The following is a 17,721-nucleotide window of genomic DNA, read 5'->3' on the forward strand; positions in this document are numbered from 1 at the left end:
CTACCAGCCAGTAGCAATGAAGTACAGAGGCGTACACCATTCGGGTCGGGGTCGGGTGACCTGCGGTTACGGGGGAGGGGTCCGGTCAGACCAGCGCGCCGCTCGGGGTGGGGAGGTCGTCGGTCCATTCGTCGGTGAAGCTGCTCTGCTTCACCGACGGCACGGCCGAGCACGCCCGCAGCCACGTCTTCATCCCCTGGCGGGCGAGCACGTTGCCCGAGGTGAACCGGTCGGCGAAGGAGCGTGACGTGTTCACGGCTTCGAAGCCGTAGGTCAGCATCCGGCGCTCGTACTCGCCGATCGCGTCGGTCAGGCCGGCTTCGCCGCGGTGGACGGCCTTGATCTGGTGGGCCAGCAGCGCCGCGTCCCGCAACGCCGTGTTCGCACCCAGGCCCATCACCGGCGTCATGTTGTGCACGGCGTCGCCGAGGACGGTGACCGGGCCGGTCCGCCAGGGCTCCACCGGCGTGGCGGCCTTGAACGCGATCGCGTGCACGCCTCCGGGATCGGACTCGGTGACCAGCCGGCGCAGGTCCGGGTGCCAGCCGCGGATCTGCTCGCCCACGACGTCCTTCAGCGCGGACCCCGCCAGACCCTCCACATCGGACGGATAAGCGGCGCGTTTCGCCGCGAACGCCCAGAGCACGTAGTCCTCGACGTCGTCGAGGAGGTCACGGCCGCTCAGGCCGTACGCCGTCAGGTCGATGCCGCCGCCGACCGCTTCGGCGGTGCGTGTCCGGCCGTCGAACACCGCGGTGAACAGGAAACTGCCGGCCGGCGGCAGCACGATGTTCAGCCCGCCGCGGATCCGCGGCGGCAGCCACGCGCGGGTCTCGTCGGTCAGCGCCAGCCGTCCGGCCACGCCGACCGCGCCCGTCGGCACCCGGTGCGCGTGCGGCAGGAGCTGGCCGCGCACCCGGGAGTTGGCGCCGTCCGCGCCGATCAGCAGGTCACCGGTCGCGGTGGCGCCACCGGCGAAGTGGGCCGTCACCGTGCCGTCCGGGTTCACCTCGTACCGCTCGAAGGTGTGTCCGAAGTGGACGTTCGCGCCGAGGCCGGCCAGGAGCAGCCGCCGCAGCGCGATCCGGCTGACCGCGCGGTGGTCGCCGGTCCCGCCGGTCATCAGCTCTTCCTCGACGAAGAGCAGTTCGCGCAGGTGGTGGGTCTGGAAGCTCATGCCCGCGCCAGGATCGCCGGCGGTGGCGGCGAAGGCGTCCCAGAGCGGGGCCGGCAGGCAGCGGCGCAGCGCGCGGCAGCCGAACCGGTTGAGGTGGATGCGGTAGCCCTGCAGCCAGTCGGCCGCCTCGTCGTGGCGCTCGTGGACCTCGACGTCCACGCCGGCCGCCGTGAGGGCCTGGGCGGTCGCGAGCCCGCCGATCCCGCCGCCGATGATCAGTGCTCTCATGTCCGTTCTCCCCGGTTGGCCAGCAGATCCGTCAGTTTGTCCAGCACCCGGTCGTGCCAGGTCACCTCGGCTTCGAGGCGGATGATCACGTGGTCGAACCCCAGCGGCTCCAGTCCGTCGAGGTACGGCGCGGCGTGTTCCTGAAGGTGCTTCCAGGACGCCAGGTCCGCGACGAGCGCGGCCCGGCGGTCCTCGATCAGCGCCCGCAGGGCCGGTTCGTCGAGGTCCTCGGTGTAGGCCAGCGCGAGGTCGACCGGGTCCGGGCGCAGCTTGGTGGTGGTGAGGATGGTGTGGCGCAGCACGGAAAGCTCGCGCCGGCCCTCGTCGGTGATCGTGTAGACCGTGCGTTCGGGCATGTTCCCGACGCGTTCGGTGCGCAGCGCCTCGATGACGCCCTCGTCCGCCATCCGCCGCAGCGCGGCGTAGAGCGAGCCGGGTTTGACGTCCGCCCAGAGCTCGGTGCGGTCGACCTGCGCCGCCCGCCGGATCTGGTGCCCGTGCATCGGGCCGCCCCGCGCCAGGGCGCCGAGGATGAACAACCGAACTGATCCCATGTGACTACTCAAACACGAGTACTAGGGACTGGTCAAGCGCGAGTAGTCCGCGAGGGGTGGCTCAGACCGAGGCGAGCAGCCGGGCGATTTCGTCCGCCGGGTACGGCGTCTTCCGGCTTTCGCCGTGCAGCGCGAAGTAGAAGTCGTTGACGACGGTGGCGAGCGGGGCGTACCGGCGCAGGAGCGCGGCCGCGTCCGGCGGCAGCTCCGGCACCGGCCGGCCCTCGGCGCAGGCGCGCACGAAGTCGTTGCGGACGCGCGGGTGTGGCCACTCCCGCAACGGCCGGACGATCCGGTTGACCAGGTGGGTCAGGACGTAACCCCGGTCGTGCGTGGCGTGCTCGGCGAGGAACTCCGCCTCGGCGTCCGACAGCTCGAACCGCGACGACAGCGTGAGCCCGAAGTCGGTGAGGCAGAGCCGTTCGCCGTCGGTGACGATGTTGGCGAAGTGCGCGTCGAAGTGCTGGACGTCCTGGGTGGCGAGGAACCCGGTGACGTGCCGCAGTTCTTCGTCGACCTGTTGCAGCGGGGCATCCGGCCACTCGGCCAGCGTCTTCGGCAGGTGTTCGAGGAACAGCACGAGGTCGGTGGCCGACGCGTCGAGGGCTTCGAGCCGCCGCCGGACGCCCGGGTCGCCGTGCCAGAACGCGACGTCCCGCTCCAGGTCGGTGGCGGGACGCGGCAGGCCGGGCCGGACGCACCAGCCGTGCAGCAGCGGGAAGTTCTCGCACGCGCCGGTGCGGACCCACTCGCTCGCGTCGCGGTGGGCCGCCAGCTCCCGCCACGCCCCGCCGCCCGCGGAACCGACGCCGTAGTGCGACCACGGCGGCAGGCCGTAGAGGTCGGCGGTCGACCCTTCGTGGCGCTGCTCGACGTCGGTGAGCGCGATCCGCTTCACGAAGACGGGCTCGCCCGCCACCCGCAGCAGCCAGGTCGTGCCGCCGATCCCGGTGCCCAGCGGCGTGGCCGACGCGAGGAGGTCCGGGGCGGACAGCTCCGCCGCGATCCGCTCGTGCCGGGCCAGCCGCGTGGTGATCACGGTTCGACGGTACTCACGGCCGGACGACGGTGAGCGCGAACCGCGCCTGCTCCTTCTCCGCGTGGCCGACGGCGTCGGCGATGTCGTCCAGCCCGAACTCCGTGACGGCGAACCCGCCCAGGTCGAGCAGGCCGGCGCGGGCCAGCGCGATCAGGCTGCCGTTCGCCTCGCGCGGGGCCAGCCACTGCCCGCGCACGGTGATGTTGTTGCGCATCAGCCACGGGTAGGGCAGCGCGAGGTCGTCGCCGCCGAGCATGCCGACGCCGCCCATCAGCACGACCCGGCCGTACTCGCGCACCGTCATGGCCGCGGTCCGCGTGACACTCGCCCCCGCCGACGGCGGCAGCAGGTCGAGGACCACGTCGATCGGACCGGGTGCCGCGTCTCGCATGCGTGCCGTGTCGTCGTCCCCGGTGAGCCGGACCGTCCGGACGCGCGCGCCGAACCGGCGTTCCAGATCGGCCAGCACCTTGGTGTTGCGGCCGGGTGCGACCACGCACGCGGCGCCCATCGCGAGCGCGACGGCCACCCCGGCGCTGCCGAACGTCCCGGTCGCGCCGCTGACCAGCACCGTTTCCCCCGGCTGCAGCTGCGCGGCGAGCAGGCCGCCGTAGGGCACGAGGCAGAGCGAGAGCGCGGCCCACCGCCCGGCGTCGGCGGCGTCGATCAGGCCGAGCGGGACGGCGTTCTCGGTCGGGACCAGCACCTGCTCGGCGTAGGCGCCGTGGCCGAAGTGGCGTTGCAGGAACAGGCCGCCCTCGCCGCGCGCGCTCAGGCCCTGCAGCGTGATGTCCGGCGTGCGCGCGTCGTCACGGGAACGGACGGTCGGGTCGCACAGCACCCAGTCGCCGGGCTTGAGCCGGGTCGCGTCCGGGCCGGTCGCGCGCACCCGGCCGACCGCCCCGGCGCCGGGCACGACGGGCAGCGTGAGCAGGTAGTTCCGCTCGCCGCGGAAGACCTCCCCGGCGTAGGGCAGCACGGGCGCCGCGACGACGTCGACGACCACCTCGCCGGTGCCCAGCACCGGGTCGGGCAGTTCGCGGACCGACGGCAGGGTACCGAATTCTTCGAGTACGGCAGCTTTCATGAGACCAGCCTTCGCGTTCCCGGACGTCATATCCAGGCCTGGTATCATCCTGGGACTACTGCGTGCCACCCGGAGGTCGTCATGGCGGACGTGGCCCGCGCCGGGCTGGGGGAGTTCCTGCGGTCCCGGCGGGAACGGCTGAGCCCGGTGGCGCTCGGCCTGCCGGACCGGCGCCGCCGCCGGACACCCGGGTTGCGCCGCGAGGAGGTCGCCGAACTCGCCGGCATCGGCGTCGACTGGTACGTCCGGCTCGAACAGGGCCGCACGGTCAGTCCGTCGACGGAGACGATCGAAGCGCTGGCCGGCGCCCTGAGGCTGGACGACGCGGAGCGCGCCCACCTGCGGGAACTGGCCCGCAACCCGGCGCGGACCGCGTTCACCCGCGAGTCCGTCCCCGACGCGACGCGGCGGCTGATCGAGAGCCTGTCGCAGCCCGCGTACGTCACCGGCCGCCGCTGGGACGTGCTGGCCTGGAACCGCGCGGCCGTCTCGCTGTTCACCGACTTCGGCAAGCTGCCCGAAGAGGACCGGAACGTGCTGGTGTTCCTGCTGCTCGGCGAGCGGGGGCGGCGGCTGTTCGGGCCCGGCTGGGCGGCGCAGGCCGAGCACACGGTGGCGCAGTTCCACGCCGCGTACGACCTGTGGGCGCCGGACCCGGCGTTCACCGCGCTGGCCGGCCGCCTGCGCGCGGGCTGCCGCGAGTTCGCGGGCTGGTGGGAACGCCACGACGTCGTCCACAGTGGACCCGGCCGGAAGACGTTGTACCGCCCGGAGCCGTCGGTGTACGAGTACGCGACGTTCCAGGCCAACGAGGACCCGGCGCTGCGGCTGACGCTCTACGCGCCGGTGCGGCGGCCGCGGATCAGCGGCAGGTAGACCTCGTCGACGATCTCCACGAGCACGTCGTCGTCCACTGTGGTCAGACCGTGCGTGAGGTATTCGTTGCGCAGCAGGGTGAGTGCGGCGGTCGCGACGCGCGGGTGGCGGGCCTCCGGTGGTGCCTCGCCGCGGGCGACCGCGCGTTCGAGGAGCGTGAGCCACGCGGTGGTACCGCCGTCGCCGGCCTGCTCGTGCAGCTGGGCCAGCAGTTCCGGGTCGTCACTCACGCCGGCCAGCAGGCCGCGCAGGATCCGCGCGGTGGGGGAGGAGCTGTCGCAGTTGATCGCGCGCAGCAACCCGAGCGCGTCCCCGCGCAGGGTGCCGGTGTCGGGCGGCCGCCGGGTGTCCTCGGCCAGGTGCCGGTAGGCGGCGACGCCGAGTGCGGCGCGGTTCGGCCAGCGGCGGTAGATCGTGTTCTTGTTGGTGCCGGCCCGCTGGGCGACGCGCTCCATGGTCAGGCCCGGGTAGCCGGCCTCGGCCAGCTCGTCCGCGGCGGCCAGCAGGATCGCCCGTTCCAGTTCGGCGCCGCGCCGCCGGGTCTTCGCTTCGGTCATCGGTACTCACCGTACCTTGCCGATAGGGTACGGTACGTACCGTACTCTATTTCTTCTGGAGGGCACCCCATGCGAGCCAAGGGCATCGGTTACGACACCGGCATGGCGGTCGGCGGCACCATCCGCCGTCCGTTCGAACCCGGGCTGGTCCGGCGTGAGCTGGCGATCATCCGCGACGACCTGCACTGCACGGCGGTCCGCCTGTTCGGCACCGACCTGGACCGGATCGAGTTCGCCGCGCGCGAGGCGGTTGCGCTCGGCCTGGAGGTGTGGTTCTCGCCGTTCCCGTGGAACACGCACCCCGAGCAGATCCTCGAGCAGCTCGCCGACGCCGCCGAGCGGGCCGAGCGGCTCCGCGTCGCGGGCGCCGAGGTCGTGTTCGTCACCGGCGCCGAGCTGAGCCTGTTCAACCACGGTTTCCTGCCGGGTGACACCCTCCCCGAACGCGTGGCGGGCCTGGTCTCGCGGTCGCCGGAGTCGCAGCAGGCGCTGGCCGGGCTTCCCCGCCGCGTCAACGACTTCCTCGCCCGCGTGGTCGAGGCGGTCCGGGCGCGGTTCGGCGGCCAGGTCACCTACGCGGCGGTGCCGCTGGAGCGCGTCGACTGGACGCCGTTCGACATCGTCTCGGTCGACGCGCACCGCTCGAAGGAGGTCGAGCACCTCTACCGGGAGGGCATCCGCACGCTGGTCGCGGCGGGCAAGCCGGTGGCGATCACGGAGTTCGGCTGCACGACCTTCCGCGGCGCGGCCGACCTCGGCGCCCGCAGCGGCGAGATCCTCGAATACGACGGCGACGTCCCGGTCCGGCTGAACGGCGACTACGTCCGCGACGAAGAAGAGCAGGCGGGTTACCTCCGCGAGCTGCTGGAGGTGTTCACGTCGGAGGGCGTCGACGCGGCGTTCGCGTGCACCTTCGTCTGCTACGGCCTGGTGTACCGCCCTACGCCCCGCGACGACCTCGACATGGCGAGCTGGGGCGTGGTGAAGGTCCTGGAGGAAGGTTCGGGGGAGACGTACCCCGGGCTGCCCTGGGAGCCGAAGGCCGCGTTCGGCGCGCTCGCTGCCTGCTACGCCTGAGCCAGGAACCGCGCCGTCGCCGCTGTGAACTCGGGGCTTGACCAGGCCGTGAGGTGGTCACCGGGCACCCGGGCGAACTCGCCGTGGGGCAGGAGCCCGGCCAGCTCGTCGGCGGTGGCGTGGCCGTGGTCCGCGGCGCCCACCGCCACGAGCGTCGGCGTCGTGACCGCGCGCAGGATGGCCTCGTCCGTCGCGACGTGGGTGCCGAGGACGTGCCGCAGCGCCAGCGGGTCGCCACCGGAGCGCGTGATCCAGTCCGCCGGGCCCGGGCCGGGATCGCGGCCCTCGACGAGCGCCGTCAGCACGCGGTGGTACTCGCCGGTGCGGGTGGTCGACCGCCGGATCGCGTCGAGGCCCTGGCCCGCCACGATCGCGCGGCCGGGGCGGGCGCCGCGGGCGAGCAGGCGCAGCACGACCCGGCCGCCGAACGAATAGCCGCCGAGGTCGTAGTCGTCGAGCCCGAGGTGCTCCAGCAGCGCGAAGCCGTCGTCGGCGAGGACGTCGGGCGGGTAGGCCGCCGGGTCGTGCGGGCGCGCTCTCGCCGTGACCGCGCAGGTCGGGCAGGACCAGGCGGCGGTCCAGCGTGGCCGCCCGCCCGACGTCGAGCCAGTCCCGGCCGCGGCCGAGGAACCCGTGGAACAGCCCGAGCGGACGGCCGCTGCCTACTTCGCGGTAGGCGAGTTCGACGCCGTCGCGGCCGGGGAAACGGGGCATGGGCCGAGCGTAGTGAGTGGCCGCGCCGCGCCGTCCGGGGTGACACTGGGCTCATGAAGGTCGTCGACGGGCAGCGGACGCGCCCGCTGTCGGCGACCTCCCGGTACGACGCCACGCCACCCCTGAGACGCGGTGCGCTGCTGGTCACGGCGTCGCTGGCCGCTCTCGGCGGCGCGATCATCCCGGCCGCCGCGGTCCCCGCGCTGTGGCGGCTCTGGCAGCTCTACGCGATGTTGTTCGGCGCGCTCGCGGCGGTCGAAATCGTCGCCGTGATCGCGGTGCTCGGCTGGCCCACGCGTAAAACCGCCCGGTTCGCCGCGCTGACCGCGGCCGCGTCGCTCGCGCTGTGGGTGGTCAGCCGGCCGCTCGGGCTGCTGACGCGGTTCGACCCGTGGCAGCCGGCGGACACGGTGGCCGGTTTCACCGACTACGTCGCCGCTGCGCTGCAGGTCATCGCCCTGTTCGGGCTGCTGGCCGTCGCCCGGCGGCGGGCGCACCCGAGGCCGTCCACCCTCCGGCGCGTGTCGGCGTGGATCGTGCTGTTCCCCGTGCTCCTGCTGGTCCTGGCGACCGGCACAGCCGGAGCGGTGGCTGCGGGCGACGGCGTCACCGGCACCAACGCCTCGACGCTGCTCGACGGCGCCTCGAGCACGGTCGAGTACTGCCGTCCGTCCGGGATCCCGCTGGCCATGGACGTCTACCAGCCCCGGACGTCCGCGACACCCGCGCCGGTGGTGCTCTCCCTGCACGGCGGCGGGCTGGTCCTCGGCAACCGCCGGCCCACGGGCCCGGGCGCGCTGCTCGACGGCCCGAAGTTCACCGCCGTCCGCGACGCGCTGACGGCGAGCGGCGTCGCGGTCGCGTCGATCGACTACCGCCTCGCCCCGGCGGCGCCGTGGCCCGCCCCGCTCGCCGACGCCCAGTGCGCGGTCCGGTTCCTGACGGCCAACGCGACGGCCCTGCACCTCGACCCGGCCCGCATCGGGGCCTGGGGCATCGGCACGGGCGGCACGCTGGCGGAGCTGCTCGGCACCGCGCCGGCCTTCGGCACCGGCCAGTACGGCGGAGTCCCGGGCAAGGTCCGCGCGGTCGCGGCGGTGTCGGCCCCGGCGGACTTCACGGACTTCACCGGCCTCGACCCGGTCACCCGCGCGTCGATCCTGCTCGCACTGGGCCGGGCCCCGGCCACCCTGCGCGCGGCGAGCCCCCTGACGTACGCGGGCCCGGGCGCCCCGCCGACCCTGATCGCCGACGGCGGCCGCAAGGCGGACGACTACGCGAACCGCCTGCGCACAGCGGGAGTCGCGGTCACCACCGGCGGGTCTGCCGAGGTGACCGGCTTCCTGGTCACGGCCCTGCGCTGAACGAGGAGGAGGACTGCAAACCGTCCAGCTGATAGCTTGACGGCGTGAGCAGCGGACGGGGACTCGTGGCGCCTATCTTCGGCGACCACTCCTATCGCTGCGACTTCTACGGTTGACCGATCCCGCTCCGGATCCCTTTCACCGCCTCGCGCGGTTTCTTCGTCAACCGTAAGGAAAGTCATGACTCTGCCTGCCATCGGCTGGGCGCTCAAGCACATGCCCCTGACCGCCGCCGCCGTCGAAGAGAACACAGAGCTGCTCGCCGGGCGCCGGCTCGCGATGTGCCTGCACGTCGAGCCCAAGACCGGCGCGCTCGTCACCCTCCTGGCCCGCGCCGGGGTCGACGTCACCCTCACCGGCTCGCCCGGCACGACCCACGACGACGTGGCCGTTGCCCTGCGCGAACTCGGCGTCACGGTGCACACCCGCCGCGCCGACGACGACGCCGACCACGCGCGCAACGTCGCGAAGATGCTCGAAAACGAGCCGGACCTCACGCTCGACAACGGCGCCGACCTCACCCTGTCGCTGCTCGGCTCCGGGACACCCGCCGGCTACCTCGGCGGCACCGAGGAGACGACGACCGGCGGCCTCCGGCTGCGAGAACACCCAATCGGCGTCACCCATCCGGTCGTCGTGATCAACGACTCGCGGCTGAAGCTCCTGGTGGAGAACGAGTTCGGCGTCGGCCAGAGCGTCGTGCAGGGCTTTCTCAACGCCACCAACCTGATGCTGCCGGGGATGCGCGCCGCCGTGCTCGGTTACGGGCCGTGCGGCAAGGGCGTCGCGGACACCCTCGCGCGGCTCGGCGCCCGGGTCGCGGTGTGCGACACCGACCCGATGCGGGCGCTGCAGGCCATTTTGGACGGTCACCGCGTCGGCCCCGCCGTGGAGGTCCTCGAAGACGCCCAAGCCGTCTTCACCGCCACCGGCGCTCCCGGTGTCGTCGGCGCGGCCGAGCTGGCGGCCCTGCCCGACGGCGCGGTCCTCGCCGGCGTCGGCCACTTCGCGTGGGAGATCGACGCGGACGCGCTGCGGGCGGCGACCGTGCGCACGGTCGAGTACGGCGAACCCGGCCGCCGCACCGGGCACGTCCTGACCGGCGGCCGCGAGGTCGTCGTGCTCGACCACGGCCGCATGCTCAACCTCACCGCCGCCAACGGGAACTCCGTCCAGGCCATGGATCTCGGCCTGACGCTGCAGGTCCGCAGCCTGGCGGCGGTGTGCGCGGGCGGCCTCGCGCCGGACGTCCAGCCGGTCCCGGCGCCCGTGGAGCGGCGGATCGCCACGGACCTGGTGGCGCGGCTGCGCTGAAACCCGGGACTTGCCCTGGAGCGCACTCCAGGTCCTAACGTGGCGGGTACGCCGACCGCACGTCAGGAGAACGCTTCATGGAGCTCGGTTTTCACCTTCCCGTCTTCGACATCGAGGGCGGCACGACCGCCATCGCCGGTGAGCTCGCCCGCGTGGGCGCCGTGGCGGAGGAGGCCGGTGCGACCTGGTTGTCCTTCATGGACCACTACTTCCAGATCGAGCCGACCGGCCTCCCCGCCGAGTCGAACATGCTGGAGGGCTACACGACCCTCGGCTTCCTCGCCGCGCACACGTCCCGGATCGAGCTCGGCCTGCTCGTCACGGGCGTGACCTACCGCCACCCCGGCCTGCTCGCGAAGATCGTCACCACCCTCGACGTCCTCTCGGGCGGCCGCGCCGCGCTCGGGATCGGCGCCGCCTGGTTCGAGCGCGAGCACCGGGGCATGGGTGTGCCGTTCCCGCCGGTCGCCGAGCGCTTCGAGCGGCTGGAGGAGACGCTGCGCATCGCCGGGCAGATGTGGGACCCGGAGAACAACGGGCCGTTCGAGGGCAAGCACTACCAGCTGGCCGAAACCCTCTGCTCGCCGCAGCCGATCCACCGGCCGAACGTGATGATCGGCGGCAGCGGGGAGCGCAAGACCCTGCGGCTGGTCGCGCAGTACGGCGACGCCTGCAACATCTTCGGCACCTCGCCCGAGGACGTCGCGCACAAGCTGGACGTGCTGCGCCGCCACTGCGACGACGTCGGCCGCGACTACGACGAGATCCGCAAGACGATCCTCGCCAACAACCCGCGCCCGACGCCGGACACGCGCGACGACTTCGTCCGCAGCATGGCCGACTACGCGAAGCTGGGCATCCAGACGGCGATCATCACCCCGACCACGGGTGCACCGGCGTCCTGGATCGAGGGCATGGCACCGGCCGTACCGCAGCTGGCGGACCTCTAGCCCGGCGGGGACGGCGCGATCGCGGGTGCCGGCCGCGCCGTCCCGAAACGGCTATCACGCTTGAACCGCGGGACCGGTTGCCGGGCTTTCCTCCCGGAATGTTCCGTGCTGCCGGATCGCCCCCGTTCCGCCCTAGTTTCGGCTGGACCACGCGAAACAGGGGGAACCACCATGACATCGGGCAGATCCGCCCGGTCGGTCCGCGCTGCCTGCGCACTGACCGCGGCACTCACCCTCTCCCGGTCGAGTTGACGGTCGCCAACATCGGAGACACGACCGCGGATCACGTTTCGGGAAGTGCCGGACGGGAGTCCGGCGCCCACTTCTTGATCTCGGACGGGTGGGGCGACCTGCGGTCGGCGGACGGCGTGTCCTTCGCGCCGGGGGAGAGCCGGACCTACCAACTGCACGGGAAGCATCCACACCCTCGACGAGGTCGATCCGTGGTGGACTTCAGCGCGTACGCCGAGAACGAAGCCGACCACGCCGGCGAAGCGACCCCGGGCACCTCTACGGTGACCGCGACCGCGACGGGAAGCCGTCGCCCGGCGAGGACATCGCCGGCGCCGAGGCCCACCTGATCGGCATCGGCATGTCCCACGACCTGGTCGTGACCACCGGCGCGGACGGCCGGTTCGCCTTCGACGGGATCCCCGTCACCTCGAGTGCCTCCGTGCACTTCGAGAAGGTGCCCGACGGCTGGGTGGTCCCGTACCTCCCGTCGCTGCGGCTGGACGGCAGCGGCGAGCACACCGCCCTCGAGGTGCGGGCGACGCGGCCGCTGACCGACGTCCTGACCGAGACGATCACGCTCGACAAGGCGAGCTACGCCGTGGGCGAGACCGGCACGGCGACCGTCACGCTGCGGAACACCGGCGACCGGCCGCTGACCGGCCTGTACGCGGGCTGCGACCCGGGTGGCTTCGGCCGGGAACTGGAGATCCCGCACGAGCAGTGGGGCGCCTTCGACCCCTGGCACCCGGCGGGCACGCCGGCCCCCGGCGAGCGGCTCGTGCTCACGGTCTCCGGGAAGGTGCCGGAGCGGGCGAGCTACTTCGGCCTGACCGGGCTCAGCTGCTACATCGACCACCTCGACGGCGAGTCGTCCGGCTCCGGGCCGTACACGTCCGCCGAAGCCCGGGTGCCCGGCCGGAAAGCCGATGCGAAGGGCCAGGTGTGGGTGGACAAGAACCACAACGGGCAGCCCGACGCCGGCGAGGGCCTGGCGAAGACGAAGGTCGTGCTGACCGCCGACGGCACCCACCCCGTCGCGCAGGCCCGGACCGACGCCGACGGGTTCGCCACCTTCCGCCAGGTCGACGTGGGGGAGTACACCTTCCGCGCGCGGGGCCCGTGGGTGACGGTCGGTGAAGGGGACGTCTACGTCGTCGCGTCGCCCTACGGTTACGGCGACTGGAGTGTCCAGGTCGCGCCGCGCTGACGGCCCCCGATCCGGTGACCGGCGGGAACTCCGGCCCGTCGCGGTCCGTTGATCGGGTAGCGCACAGTAACCTGGTGAGCGGAAAACGACCGACGACTCCTACGACGAGGGTTCAGTGACCACCGATCCGGCGGCCGAGCAGGCTTCTCTGAGTGAAGCGGCCGACGAGCTCGTCGTGGCCGGGCAGCTCCCGCGCTTCCTGCTGATGTACAAGTTCGCCATCGAAGAGCTGATGACGAAGCTGCGGATCCTCAGCGAGGAGTTCGACTTCGTCCACCGGCACGACCCGATCGAGCACATCACGAGCCGGGTGAAGCGGCCGGAGGCGATCAAGGAGAAGGTGCACCGCCGCGGCCTCGGCAGCGACTGGGTGTCCGCGGCCCGCGAGCTCGACGACATCGCCGGCATCCGCGTGGTCTGCCCGTTCGTCGACGACGTGTTCGCGGTGGCCCGCATGCTCACCGCCCAGGACGACGTCGAGCTGCTGCGCACCAAGGACTACATCGCCCGCCCCAAGGCCAACGGCTACCGCAGCCTGCACCTGATCGTGCGCATCCCGGTGTTCCTGTCCGACCGGGTGGAGAAGGTCAAGGTGGAGGTCCAGCTCCGCACCATCGCGATGGACTTCTGGGCGGCGGTGGAGCACAAGCTGTCGTACAAGTACCGCGACAGCGTCCCGCCGGACTTCGCGGGCGAGCTCTCGGCGGCCGCGGCCACGGCGGCCGACCTGGACGCCCGGATGGCCGCGTTGCACGAACGGATCCGCTAGGCGTTACTCGGGTTTGGCGTCCGTCTTCGGGGCGAACAACGGCCCGGCGGCCCGCCCGGTGACGAAGATCGCCACGACGGACACCGCCCCGGCCCCGAGCGAAACCCCGGCCTCGACGGGCGCGCCGTGCCCGATGAACTGCACGGCCACGAGCGCGAACACGACGAGCGCGGCGAACCCCAGCAGCGCGGAGCCCACCCGGAACCCGAACCACGCCCACTCGAGTTTCCGGCGGTGCCGGTTTTCCACGGTTTCGGCCTCGTAGCGCTGCTGAAGCCGCAGTTCGACGAGCCCCAGGACGCGGTCCGCGGTCTCGGGGTAGTCCTTGTAGAGGTCACGGACGTGGTCGAGCACCTGCGTGCCGAGCCATTCGTCGGCGAGGGAGGGGGCCTGCTCGGTCATGTCCGGTCCTCGCTTTCGCGAGTGATGGTCAGCACTTCGTCGAGTTCGCGCAGAACGTCCCGCCCGGCACCGGTGACGTCCCGGACGGCCGCGATCGTCCGGTCCCCGGGGTGAACCTCGGGCGGCGTTGGTGTGGTCAGGCCGAGGAGGCGACGCAGGCCGCGCCGCGGTGCGGGGGATTCCGGGGCGGGGGCGTGGGCTCGCAGTGCGGCTTCGAGGTCCGCCCGGGGATCGGCGGAAGGCCCGGCTTCCAGGAGCCGCCGGAGTTTCCGGAGCACCCGGGCGCGGGTCGGGCCGACCGAGCCGATCGGCATCCGGAGTTCCTCGGCGACCGCGCGGTAGTCGTCGGTCTCGAGCAGCACCTGAAGGAACCGCTGCTCCCGGCCCGACAACCGCGAGACGTCTCCGGTCACGAGCGTGCGCCGCTCAACATCGGGTACGTAGCCTTGCAGCCGGACCGCGTGGGCGTCTCTCCGCCGTACCTCGCGGCCCACCGCGGCGACGAGCCACAACACCAGGGTGTCTTCGTCGTTGATCCGGCCGACCTGTCGTGGCAGCGCCGAAGTAACGACCTGGACCACGGCCGCGCGATCGGCTGCTCCGAGGCCCGAACGCCGCACAACATTCATGATGAGCGGCACAACAGCGGCCCGAAGGGCGCGCTGAGCCTCGGCGTCCCCGCCCCGTACGGCGGCGAGCAGCGCGGCGACACCCACCCGCTCCACTGGAGGGGTTACCGAAGTCCGCCCGGTTTCGTCCACCTCGTCACTGTCCACCGCCCGTCCGCCACCGGACAAGCGGCCGGACCGGTGGTCACCCCCGCGAGCGCGAGCCCACCGGCGCCAGCACCACGCCCAGCGCGATCAGCTCCGTCAGCGCCATCCCGCGTTCCACCAGGCCGAGCGGGATCAGCGTCCACCAGCGGCCGCCGTCGACGGCCGCGACCACCACCGCGCCCAGGATCACCGCGAACCAACCCAGCGACGCGATCGCGAGCACCCGCGCGAGCCACCGCCGGCCCGGGGAGCCGGGGAACGCCGTGTGGGCGACGATCAGCACCGCCAGTGGCAGCGCGACGAACGCCACCACGCTCGCCACCCGATGCAGCGTGCCGCCGAAGTCCGAGCGGGAGACCGTCGCCCAGTCCGGCTTCGGGAACGCCACGATCACCAGCAGGCCGATCGTCCACAGTGCACCGAGGATCGCCGCGGCCGTGGGCAGCCGGCGCTGGCTGCCCAGCACCGCGAGCCCGGCGGCCGAGCCGAACGCCACCAGGACCACCGCGATGTCGAACACCCACTTGTGGTCGGAGAGGCCGTACTCGCTGATCGTGCGGCGGGTCGCGCTGATCTCGTCGGTCGGCGGGATGACCTGCAGCAACAGCACCATCGCGGCGCCGACGACGAGCGCCGCGATGCCCGCCAGCGAAACCGCGGCGGACGTTCGTCGCGCAGGGACCGTGACCATGAACCGACAGTAGCCGAGGAGTGGTTGAACTCCCGGTGAAATGTCCTTTTGCGCGGCCATCAGTGTGAAGAACCCGTGAAACCAGTACGACTTACGGCGGTTACCCGGCCCGTTTTGGTCCATTACGGTCACTCGCTACCGGTACGTCCGTGCTGCCGGCCTCGGTCAAGGAGGGCTATGCCTGTGGGGAATTCACCAAGACGGCTGGTGCTGCTGGCGTCGTCGGTCGCGCTGGCCGCGACGTTCGTCGCCCTGCCGACCGGCACCGCCGGTGCGGCGCAGAACATCCTGCGTGCCGACAAGTCGGTGGCGCGCTCCTGCTTCGCGAAACTGCAGCCCAAGGGGACCTCGGGCACCGACCGCCGGGACGTCACGTCCACTGTGGACGGTCTGGTGCAGGCCCGGCTGAAGGCCACGTCGGGCAACGAGGGCGACTGGGACATCGCCGTGTTCGACAAGACGACCGGTGCCGTCGTCGCCGCTTCCGCGGCGTTGCGCACCCACGAACTCGCCGAGAGCTTCGTGAAGAAGGGGCAGGAACTCGTCGTCCAGGGCTGCCGCTACGGCGGCTCGGCCGGCCAGGCCCAGCTCGGCGTCGACTTCCTGGCGCTGACGCCGCAGGGCACGCCGACCACCGCGCAGAAGGCGCAGCTGGTCCGCGTCCAGACCCCGACCCGCGCCGACAAGACCAAGCTCACCGGCCTCGGCCTCGACGTCACCGAGAAGGGTGACGCGACCGGCGTCGAGGTGGTCCTCGCCGACGACGCCGACCGCCAGACGCTCAAGAGCAGCGGCCTCACCTCGACCGTGATCCAGGCCGACCTGTCGGCCAAGTCGGTCGCCGACGCGAAGACCGACCGCGCGTACGCGGCCAAGACGCCCAAGTCGGTGCTGCCCTCGGGCCGGACCAGCTACCGCCACCTCTACGACTACGAGTACGAGATCAAGGAGCTGGCCCGGAACAACCCGAACCTGGTGTCGGCGTTCACCATGCCTGAGTCGACCTGGGAAGGCCGCGACGTCATGGGGCTGGAGATCGCCACCGACGTCAAGAACGTCACCGACGGCAAGCCGGTCGACTTCACCATGGGCGTGCACCACGCCCGCGAGTGGCCCGCCGGCGAGACGGTGATGGAGTGGGCGTACGAGCTGGTCAACGGCTACGCGCACGACAACCAGATCCGCAGCATGGTCGGCAAGACGCGCAACGTCATCGTGCCGATCGTCAACCCGGACGGCTTCGACATCTCCCGCGAGGCCGAGCCGAAGGGCGACTTCTCCCGGTTCGACTACGAGATGAAGCGCAAGAACTGCAACGTCAACGACTCGCCGCCGCAGTACGCCACCGGCGTCTGCAAGGCCAACCCCGCCGGCCGGATCCGCGGCACCGACCCGAACCGCAACTACGCCGGGTTCTGGGGCGGCAACGGCGCCGAGATCGCCTGGAGCGGCGACACCTTCCGCGGGTCCGCGCCGTTCTCCGAGCCGGAGTCGCGCAACATCCGCTCGATCGTGTCCTCCCGCCAGGTGACCAACCTGATCACCTTCCACACGAACGCTGCCCTGGTGCTGCGCCCGCCGGGCGTGGCCGACGTGCGGCCGCCGCTGGAGGAGCCGCAGTACAAGGCGCTGGGTGACAAGCTGGCGTCGCGCAACGGCTACACGAGCGAGCCGAGCTGGGCGCTCTACGACACGACCGGCACCACCGAGGACTGGTCGTACTGGGCCACCGCCGGCTGGGGCTTCACCATCGAGGTCGGCGGCGCCGGCTTCCACGAGGCCTACGAGACCGCCGTCGTCGCCGAGTACGCCGGACTGGCGCCGACGACCGGCGCCGGCAAGGGCGGCAACCGCGGCGCGCTGCTGGACATGCTCGCCAACGCCGCCGACCCGCAGCAGCACTCGACGCTGATCGGCTCGGCGCCCAAGGGTTACCAGCTCAAGCTGCACAAGACGTTCCAGACGCCGACGTCGCCGGTGATCCAGGCCGACGGCTCCACCAAGCCGCCGATCTACGTGACCGACGACCTGAACTCGAAGCTGACCACCACCGGCGGGCGGTTCGCGTGGTCGGTCAACCCGTCGACGCGTCCCTACGTCGCCGGCCGCTACGGGCGCGACCCGCAGGGCCCGGCGCAGCAGGGGTACGCGGTGGCCAACCCGGCCGGGGTGCCGCCGATCAACCAGAACTACCCGGCCGACCCCGCGGGTGACTCGTTCACCTTCCACGTCGACGGCCTGCCGAAGGTGGACAACGGGAAGTTCAGCGTAAACATCAACTGGGCCGGCACGTCGACCGACTGGGACCTGTTCATCTACGACTCGGCGGGCAACCTGGTCAGCTCGTCGGCGAACGGCGGCACGACGTCCGAGCACGCCGTGCTGTTCGACCCGCCGGCCGGCGACTACAAGGCCGTGGTGGTCAACTACGACCAGGCCGACCCGAACGCCGTCGACGACTGGACCGGGGACGTCTCGTTCTCGTCGCCGGTCCCGCCGACCTACGGGACGAAGGAGGCCTACCAGCTGACCTGCACGTCGCCGAAGGGCAACCTCGTCGGCGTGGCGGACGTGTTCGCCGACCGCGGCCAGACGATCGACGTCGGTGAGGTCTGCACCCGGTCCGCGCACGCGCAGAAGCAGCGCGCGTCGGGCGGCGCCCGGTAGTTCCCGAAATCCGTGAAGGCCACCTTGAGAGACTCTGA

17 protein-coding genes are annotated in these 17,721 nt (G+C 72.2%); 8 read left to right on the forward strand and 9 right to left on the reverse strand.

Annotation, left to right across the window (positions count from 1 at the left end):
- Positions 1-85: 85 nt before the first annotated feature.
- The 4 genes from VA596_RS49735 to VA596_RS49750 form a co-directional block, all read right to left on the reverse strand.
- Positions 86-1,405, reverse strand: coding sequence for an NAD(P)/FAD-dependent oxidoreductase (locus VA596_RS49735; protein WP_323337822.1), 1,320 nt, complete (start codon positions 1,403-1,405; stop codon positions 86-88).
- Positions 1,402-1,959 (reverse strand): PadR family transcriptional regulator, encoded by a 558-nt coding sequence (locus VA596_RS49740; RefSeq protein WP_323337823.1) that lies wholly within the window; start codon positions 1,957-1,959, stop codon positions 1,402-1,404. The genes VA596_RS49735 and VA596_RS49740 overlap by 4 nt, the downstream gene beginning before the upstream one ends.
- Before the next feature lie 61 nt (positions 1,960-2,020).
- Complete coding sequence (locus VA596_RS49745; RefSeq protein ID WP_323337824.1) at positions 2,021-2,998, reverse strand: hypothetical protein; 978 nt, start codon at positions 2,996-2,998, stop codon at positions 2,021-2,023.
- Between the two features lie 13 nt (positions 2,999-3,011).
- Positions 3,012-4,085: a zinc-binding alcohol dehydrogenase family protein gene (locus VA596_RS49750; RefSeq protein WP_323337825.1), complete on the reverse strand. Its 1,074-nt coding sequence runs from the start codon at positions 4,083-4,085 to the stop codon at positions 3,012-3,014.
- 81 nt (positions 4,086-4,166) lie between these two features.
- On the opposite strand from VA596_RS49750, the gene VA596_RS49755 reads away from it, so the two are divergent.
- A complete protein-coding gene (locus VA596_RS49755; RefSeq protein ID WP_323337826.1) occupies positions 4,167-4,961 on the forward strand; it encodes a helix-turn-helix transcriptional regulator in 795 nt (264 codons plus the stop codon).
- Here the strand turns inward: VA596_RS49755 and VA596_RS49760 are convergent.
- Positions 4,922-5,518, reverse strand: a complete 597-nt coding sequence (locus VA596_RS49760; RefSeq protein ID WP_323337827.1) for a TetR/AcrR family transcriptional regulator — start codon at positions 5,516-5,518, stop codon at positions 4,922-4,924. The genes VA596_RS49755 and VA596_RS49760 overlap by 40 nt on opposite strands.
- Before the next feature lie 69 nt (positions 5,519-5,587).
- Between VA596_RS49760 and VA596_RS49765 the strand changes: the two genes are divergently transcribed.
- Positions 5,588-6,595 (forward strand): hypothetical protein, encoded by a 1,008-nt coding sequence (locus VA596_RS49765; protein ID WP_323337828.1) that lies wholly within the window; start codon positions 5,588-5,590, stop codon positions 6,593-6,595.
- Here the strand turns inward: VA596_RS49765 and VA596_RS49770 are convergent.
- The gene (locus tag VA596_RS49770; protein WP_323337829.1) at positions 6,586-7,008 is read right to left on the reverse strand and encodes an alpha/beta fold hydrolase; all 423 of its coding nucleotides are present in this window, start codon (positions 7,006-7,008) and stop codon (positions 6,586-6,588) included. The two genes, VA596_RS49765 and VA596_RS49770, sit on opposite strands and share 10 nt — an antisense overlap.
- Before the next feature lie 354 nt (positions 7,009-7,362).
- Between VA596_RS49770 and VA596_RS49775 the strand changes: the two genes are divergently transcribed.
- The 5 genes from VA596_RS49775 to VA596_RS49795 all read left to right on the forward strand — a co-directional run bounded on the left by VA596_RS49775 (position 7,363) and on the right by VA596_RS49795 (position 13,147).
- Complete coding sequence (locus VA596_RS49775) at positions 7,363-8,673, forward strand: alpha/beta hydrolase (protein ID WP_323337830.1); 1,311 nt, start codon at positions 7,363-7,365, stop codon at positions 8,671-8,673.
- Between the two features lie 180 nt (positions 8,674-8,853).
- On the forward strand, positions 8,854-9,987 hold the full coding sequence (locus VA596_RS49780) for an adenosylhomocysteinase (RefSeq protein WP_323337831.1): 1,134 nt from the start codon (positions 8,854-8,856) through the stop codon (positions 9,985-9,987).
- Positions 9,988-10,064: 77 nt separating this feature from the next.
- Positions 10,065-10,937, forward strand: a complete 873-nt coding sequence (locus tag VA596_RS49785; RefSeq protein WP_323337832.1) for an LLM class F420-dependent oxidoreductase — start codon at positions 10,065-10,067, stop codon at positions 10,935-10,937.
- 592 nt (positions 10,938-11,529) lie between these two features.
- Positions 11,530-12,378, forward strand: a complete 849-nt coding sequence (locus tag VA596_RS49790; protein ID WP_323337833.1) for a carboxypeptidase-like regulatory domain-containing protein — start codon at positions 11,530-11,532, stop codon at positions 12,376-12,378.
- A 115-nt stretch (positions 12,379-12,493) separates the two neighbouring features.
- On the forward strand, positions 12,494-13,147 hold the full coding sequence (locus VA596_RS49795; protein WP_323337834.1) for a GTP pyrophosphokinase: 654 nt from the start codon (positions 12,494-12,496) through the stop codon (positions 13,145-13,147).
- A 3-nt stretch (positions 13,148-13,150) separates the two neighbouring features.
- On the opposite strand, the gene VA596_RS49800 is transcribed toward VA596_RS49795, so the two are convergent.
- The 3 genes from VA596_RS49800 to VA596_RS49810 form a co-directional block, all read right to left on the reverse strand.
- The gene (locus tag VA596_RS49800) at positions 13,151-13,549 is read right to left on the reverse strand and encodes a hypothetical protein (protein WP_323337835.1); all 399 of its coding nucleotides are present in this window, start codon (positions 13,547-13,549) and stop codon (positions 13,151-13,153) included.
- Complete coding sequence (locus tag VA596_RS49805; protein ID WP_323337836.1) at positions 13,546-14,169, reverse strand: hypothetical protein; 624 nt, start codon at positions 14,167-14,169, stop codon at positions 13,546-13,548. The genes VA596_RS49800 and VA596_RS49805 overlap by 4 nt, the downstream gene beginning before the upstream one ends.
- A gap of 193 nt (positions 14,170-14,362) precedes the next feature.
- Positions 14,363-15,016, reverse strand: a complete 654-nt coding sequence (locus VA596_RS49810; protein ID WP_323337837.1) for a DUF998 domain-containing protein — start codon at positions 15,014-15,016, stop codon at positions 14,363-14,365.
- Between the two features lie 177 nt (positions 15,017-15,193).
- On the opposite strand from VA596_RS49810, the gene VA596_RS49815 reads away from it, so the two are divergent.
- On the forward strand, positions 15,194-17,683 hold the full coding sequence (locus VA596_RS49815; RefSeq protein WP_323337838.1) for a M14 family zinc carboxypeptidase: 2,490 nt from the start codon (positions 15,194-15,196) through the stop codon (positions 17,681-17,683).
- Positions 17,684-17,721 lie beyond the last annotated feature (38 nt).

This window comes from Amycolatopsis heterodermiae, from assembly GCF_034929455.1.
GTDB classification, from domain to species: domain Bacteria; phylum Actinomycetota; class Actinomycetes; order Mycobacteriales; family Pseudonocardiaceae; genus Amycolatopsis; species Amycolatopsis heterodermiae.

Bases quoted from the DNA above. Each gene is read 5' to 3' on its own strand.
- VA596_RS49735 (WP_323337822.1), bottom strand. From the start codon at position 1,405: ATGAGAGCACTGATCATCGGCGGCGGGATCGGCGGGCTCGCGACCGCC.
- VA596_RS49740 (WP_323337823.1), bottom strand. From the start codon at position 1,959: ATGGGATCAGTTCGGTTGTTCATCCTCGGCGCCCTGGCGCGGGGCGGC.
- VA596_RS49750 (WP_323337825.1), bottom strand. From the start codon at position 4,085: ATGAAAGCTGCCGTACTCGAAGAATTCGGTACCCTGCCGTCGGTCCGC.
- VA596_RS49755 (WP_323337826.1), top strand. From the start codon at position 4,167: ATGGCGGACGTGGCCCGCGCCGGGCTGGGGGAGTTCCTGCGGTCCCGG.
- VA596_RS49760 (WP_323337827.1), bottom strand. From the start codon at position 5,518: ATGACCGAAGCGAAGACCCGGCGGCGCGGCGCCGAACTGGAACGGGCG.
- VA596_RS49765 (WP_323337828.1), top strand. From the start codon at position 5,588: ATGCGAGCCAAGGGCATCGGTTACGACACCGGCATGGCGGTCGGCGGC.
- VA596_RS49775 (WP_323337830.1), top strand. From the start codon at position 7,363: ATGAAGGTCGTCGACGGGCAGCGGACGCGCCCGCTGTCGGCGACCTCC.
- VA596_RS49780 (WP_323337831.1), top strand. From the start codon at position 8,854: ATGACTCTGCCTGCCATCGGCTGGGCGCTCAAGCACATGCCCCTGACC.
- VA596_RS49785 (WP_323337832.1), top strand. From the start codon at position 10,065: ATGGAGCTCGGTTTTCACCTTCCCGTCTTCGACATCGAGGGCGGCACG.
- VA596_RS49790 (WP_323337833.1), top strand. From the start codon at position 11,530: ATGTCCCACGACCTGGTCGTGACCACCGGCGCGGACGGCCGGTTCGCC.
- VA596_RS49800 (WP_323337835.1), bottom strand. From the start codon at position 13,549: ATGACCGAGCAGGCCCCCTCCCTCGCCGACGAATGGCTCGGCACGCAG.
- VA596_RS49810 (WP_323337837.1), bottom strand. From the start codon at position 15,016: ATGGTCACGGTCCCTGCGCGACGAACGTCCGCCGCGGTTTCGCTGGCG.
- VA596_RS49815 (WP_323337838.1), top strand. From the start codon at position 15,194: ATGCCTGTGGGGAATTCACCAAGACGGCTGGTGCTGCTGGCGTCGTCG.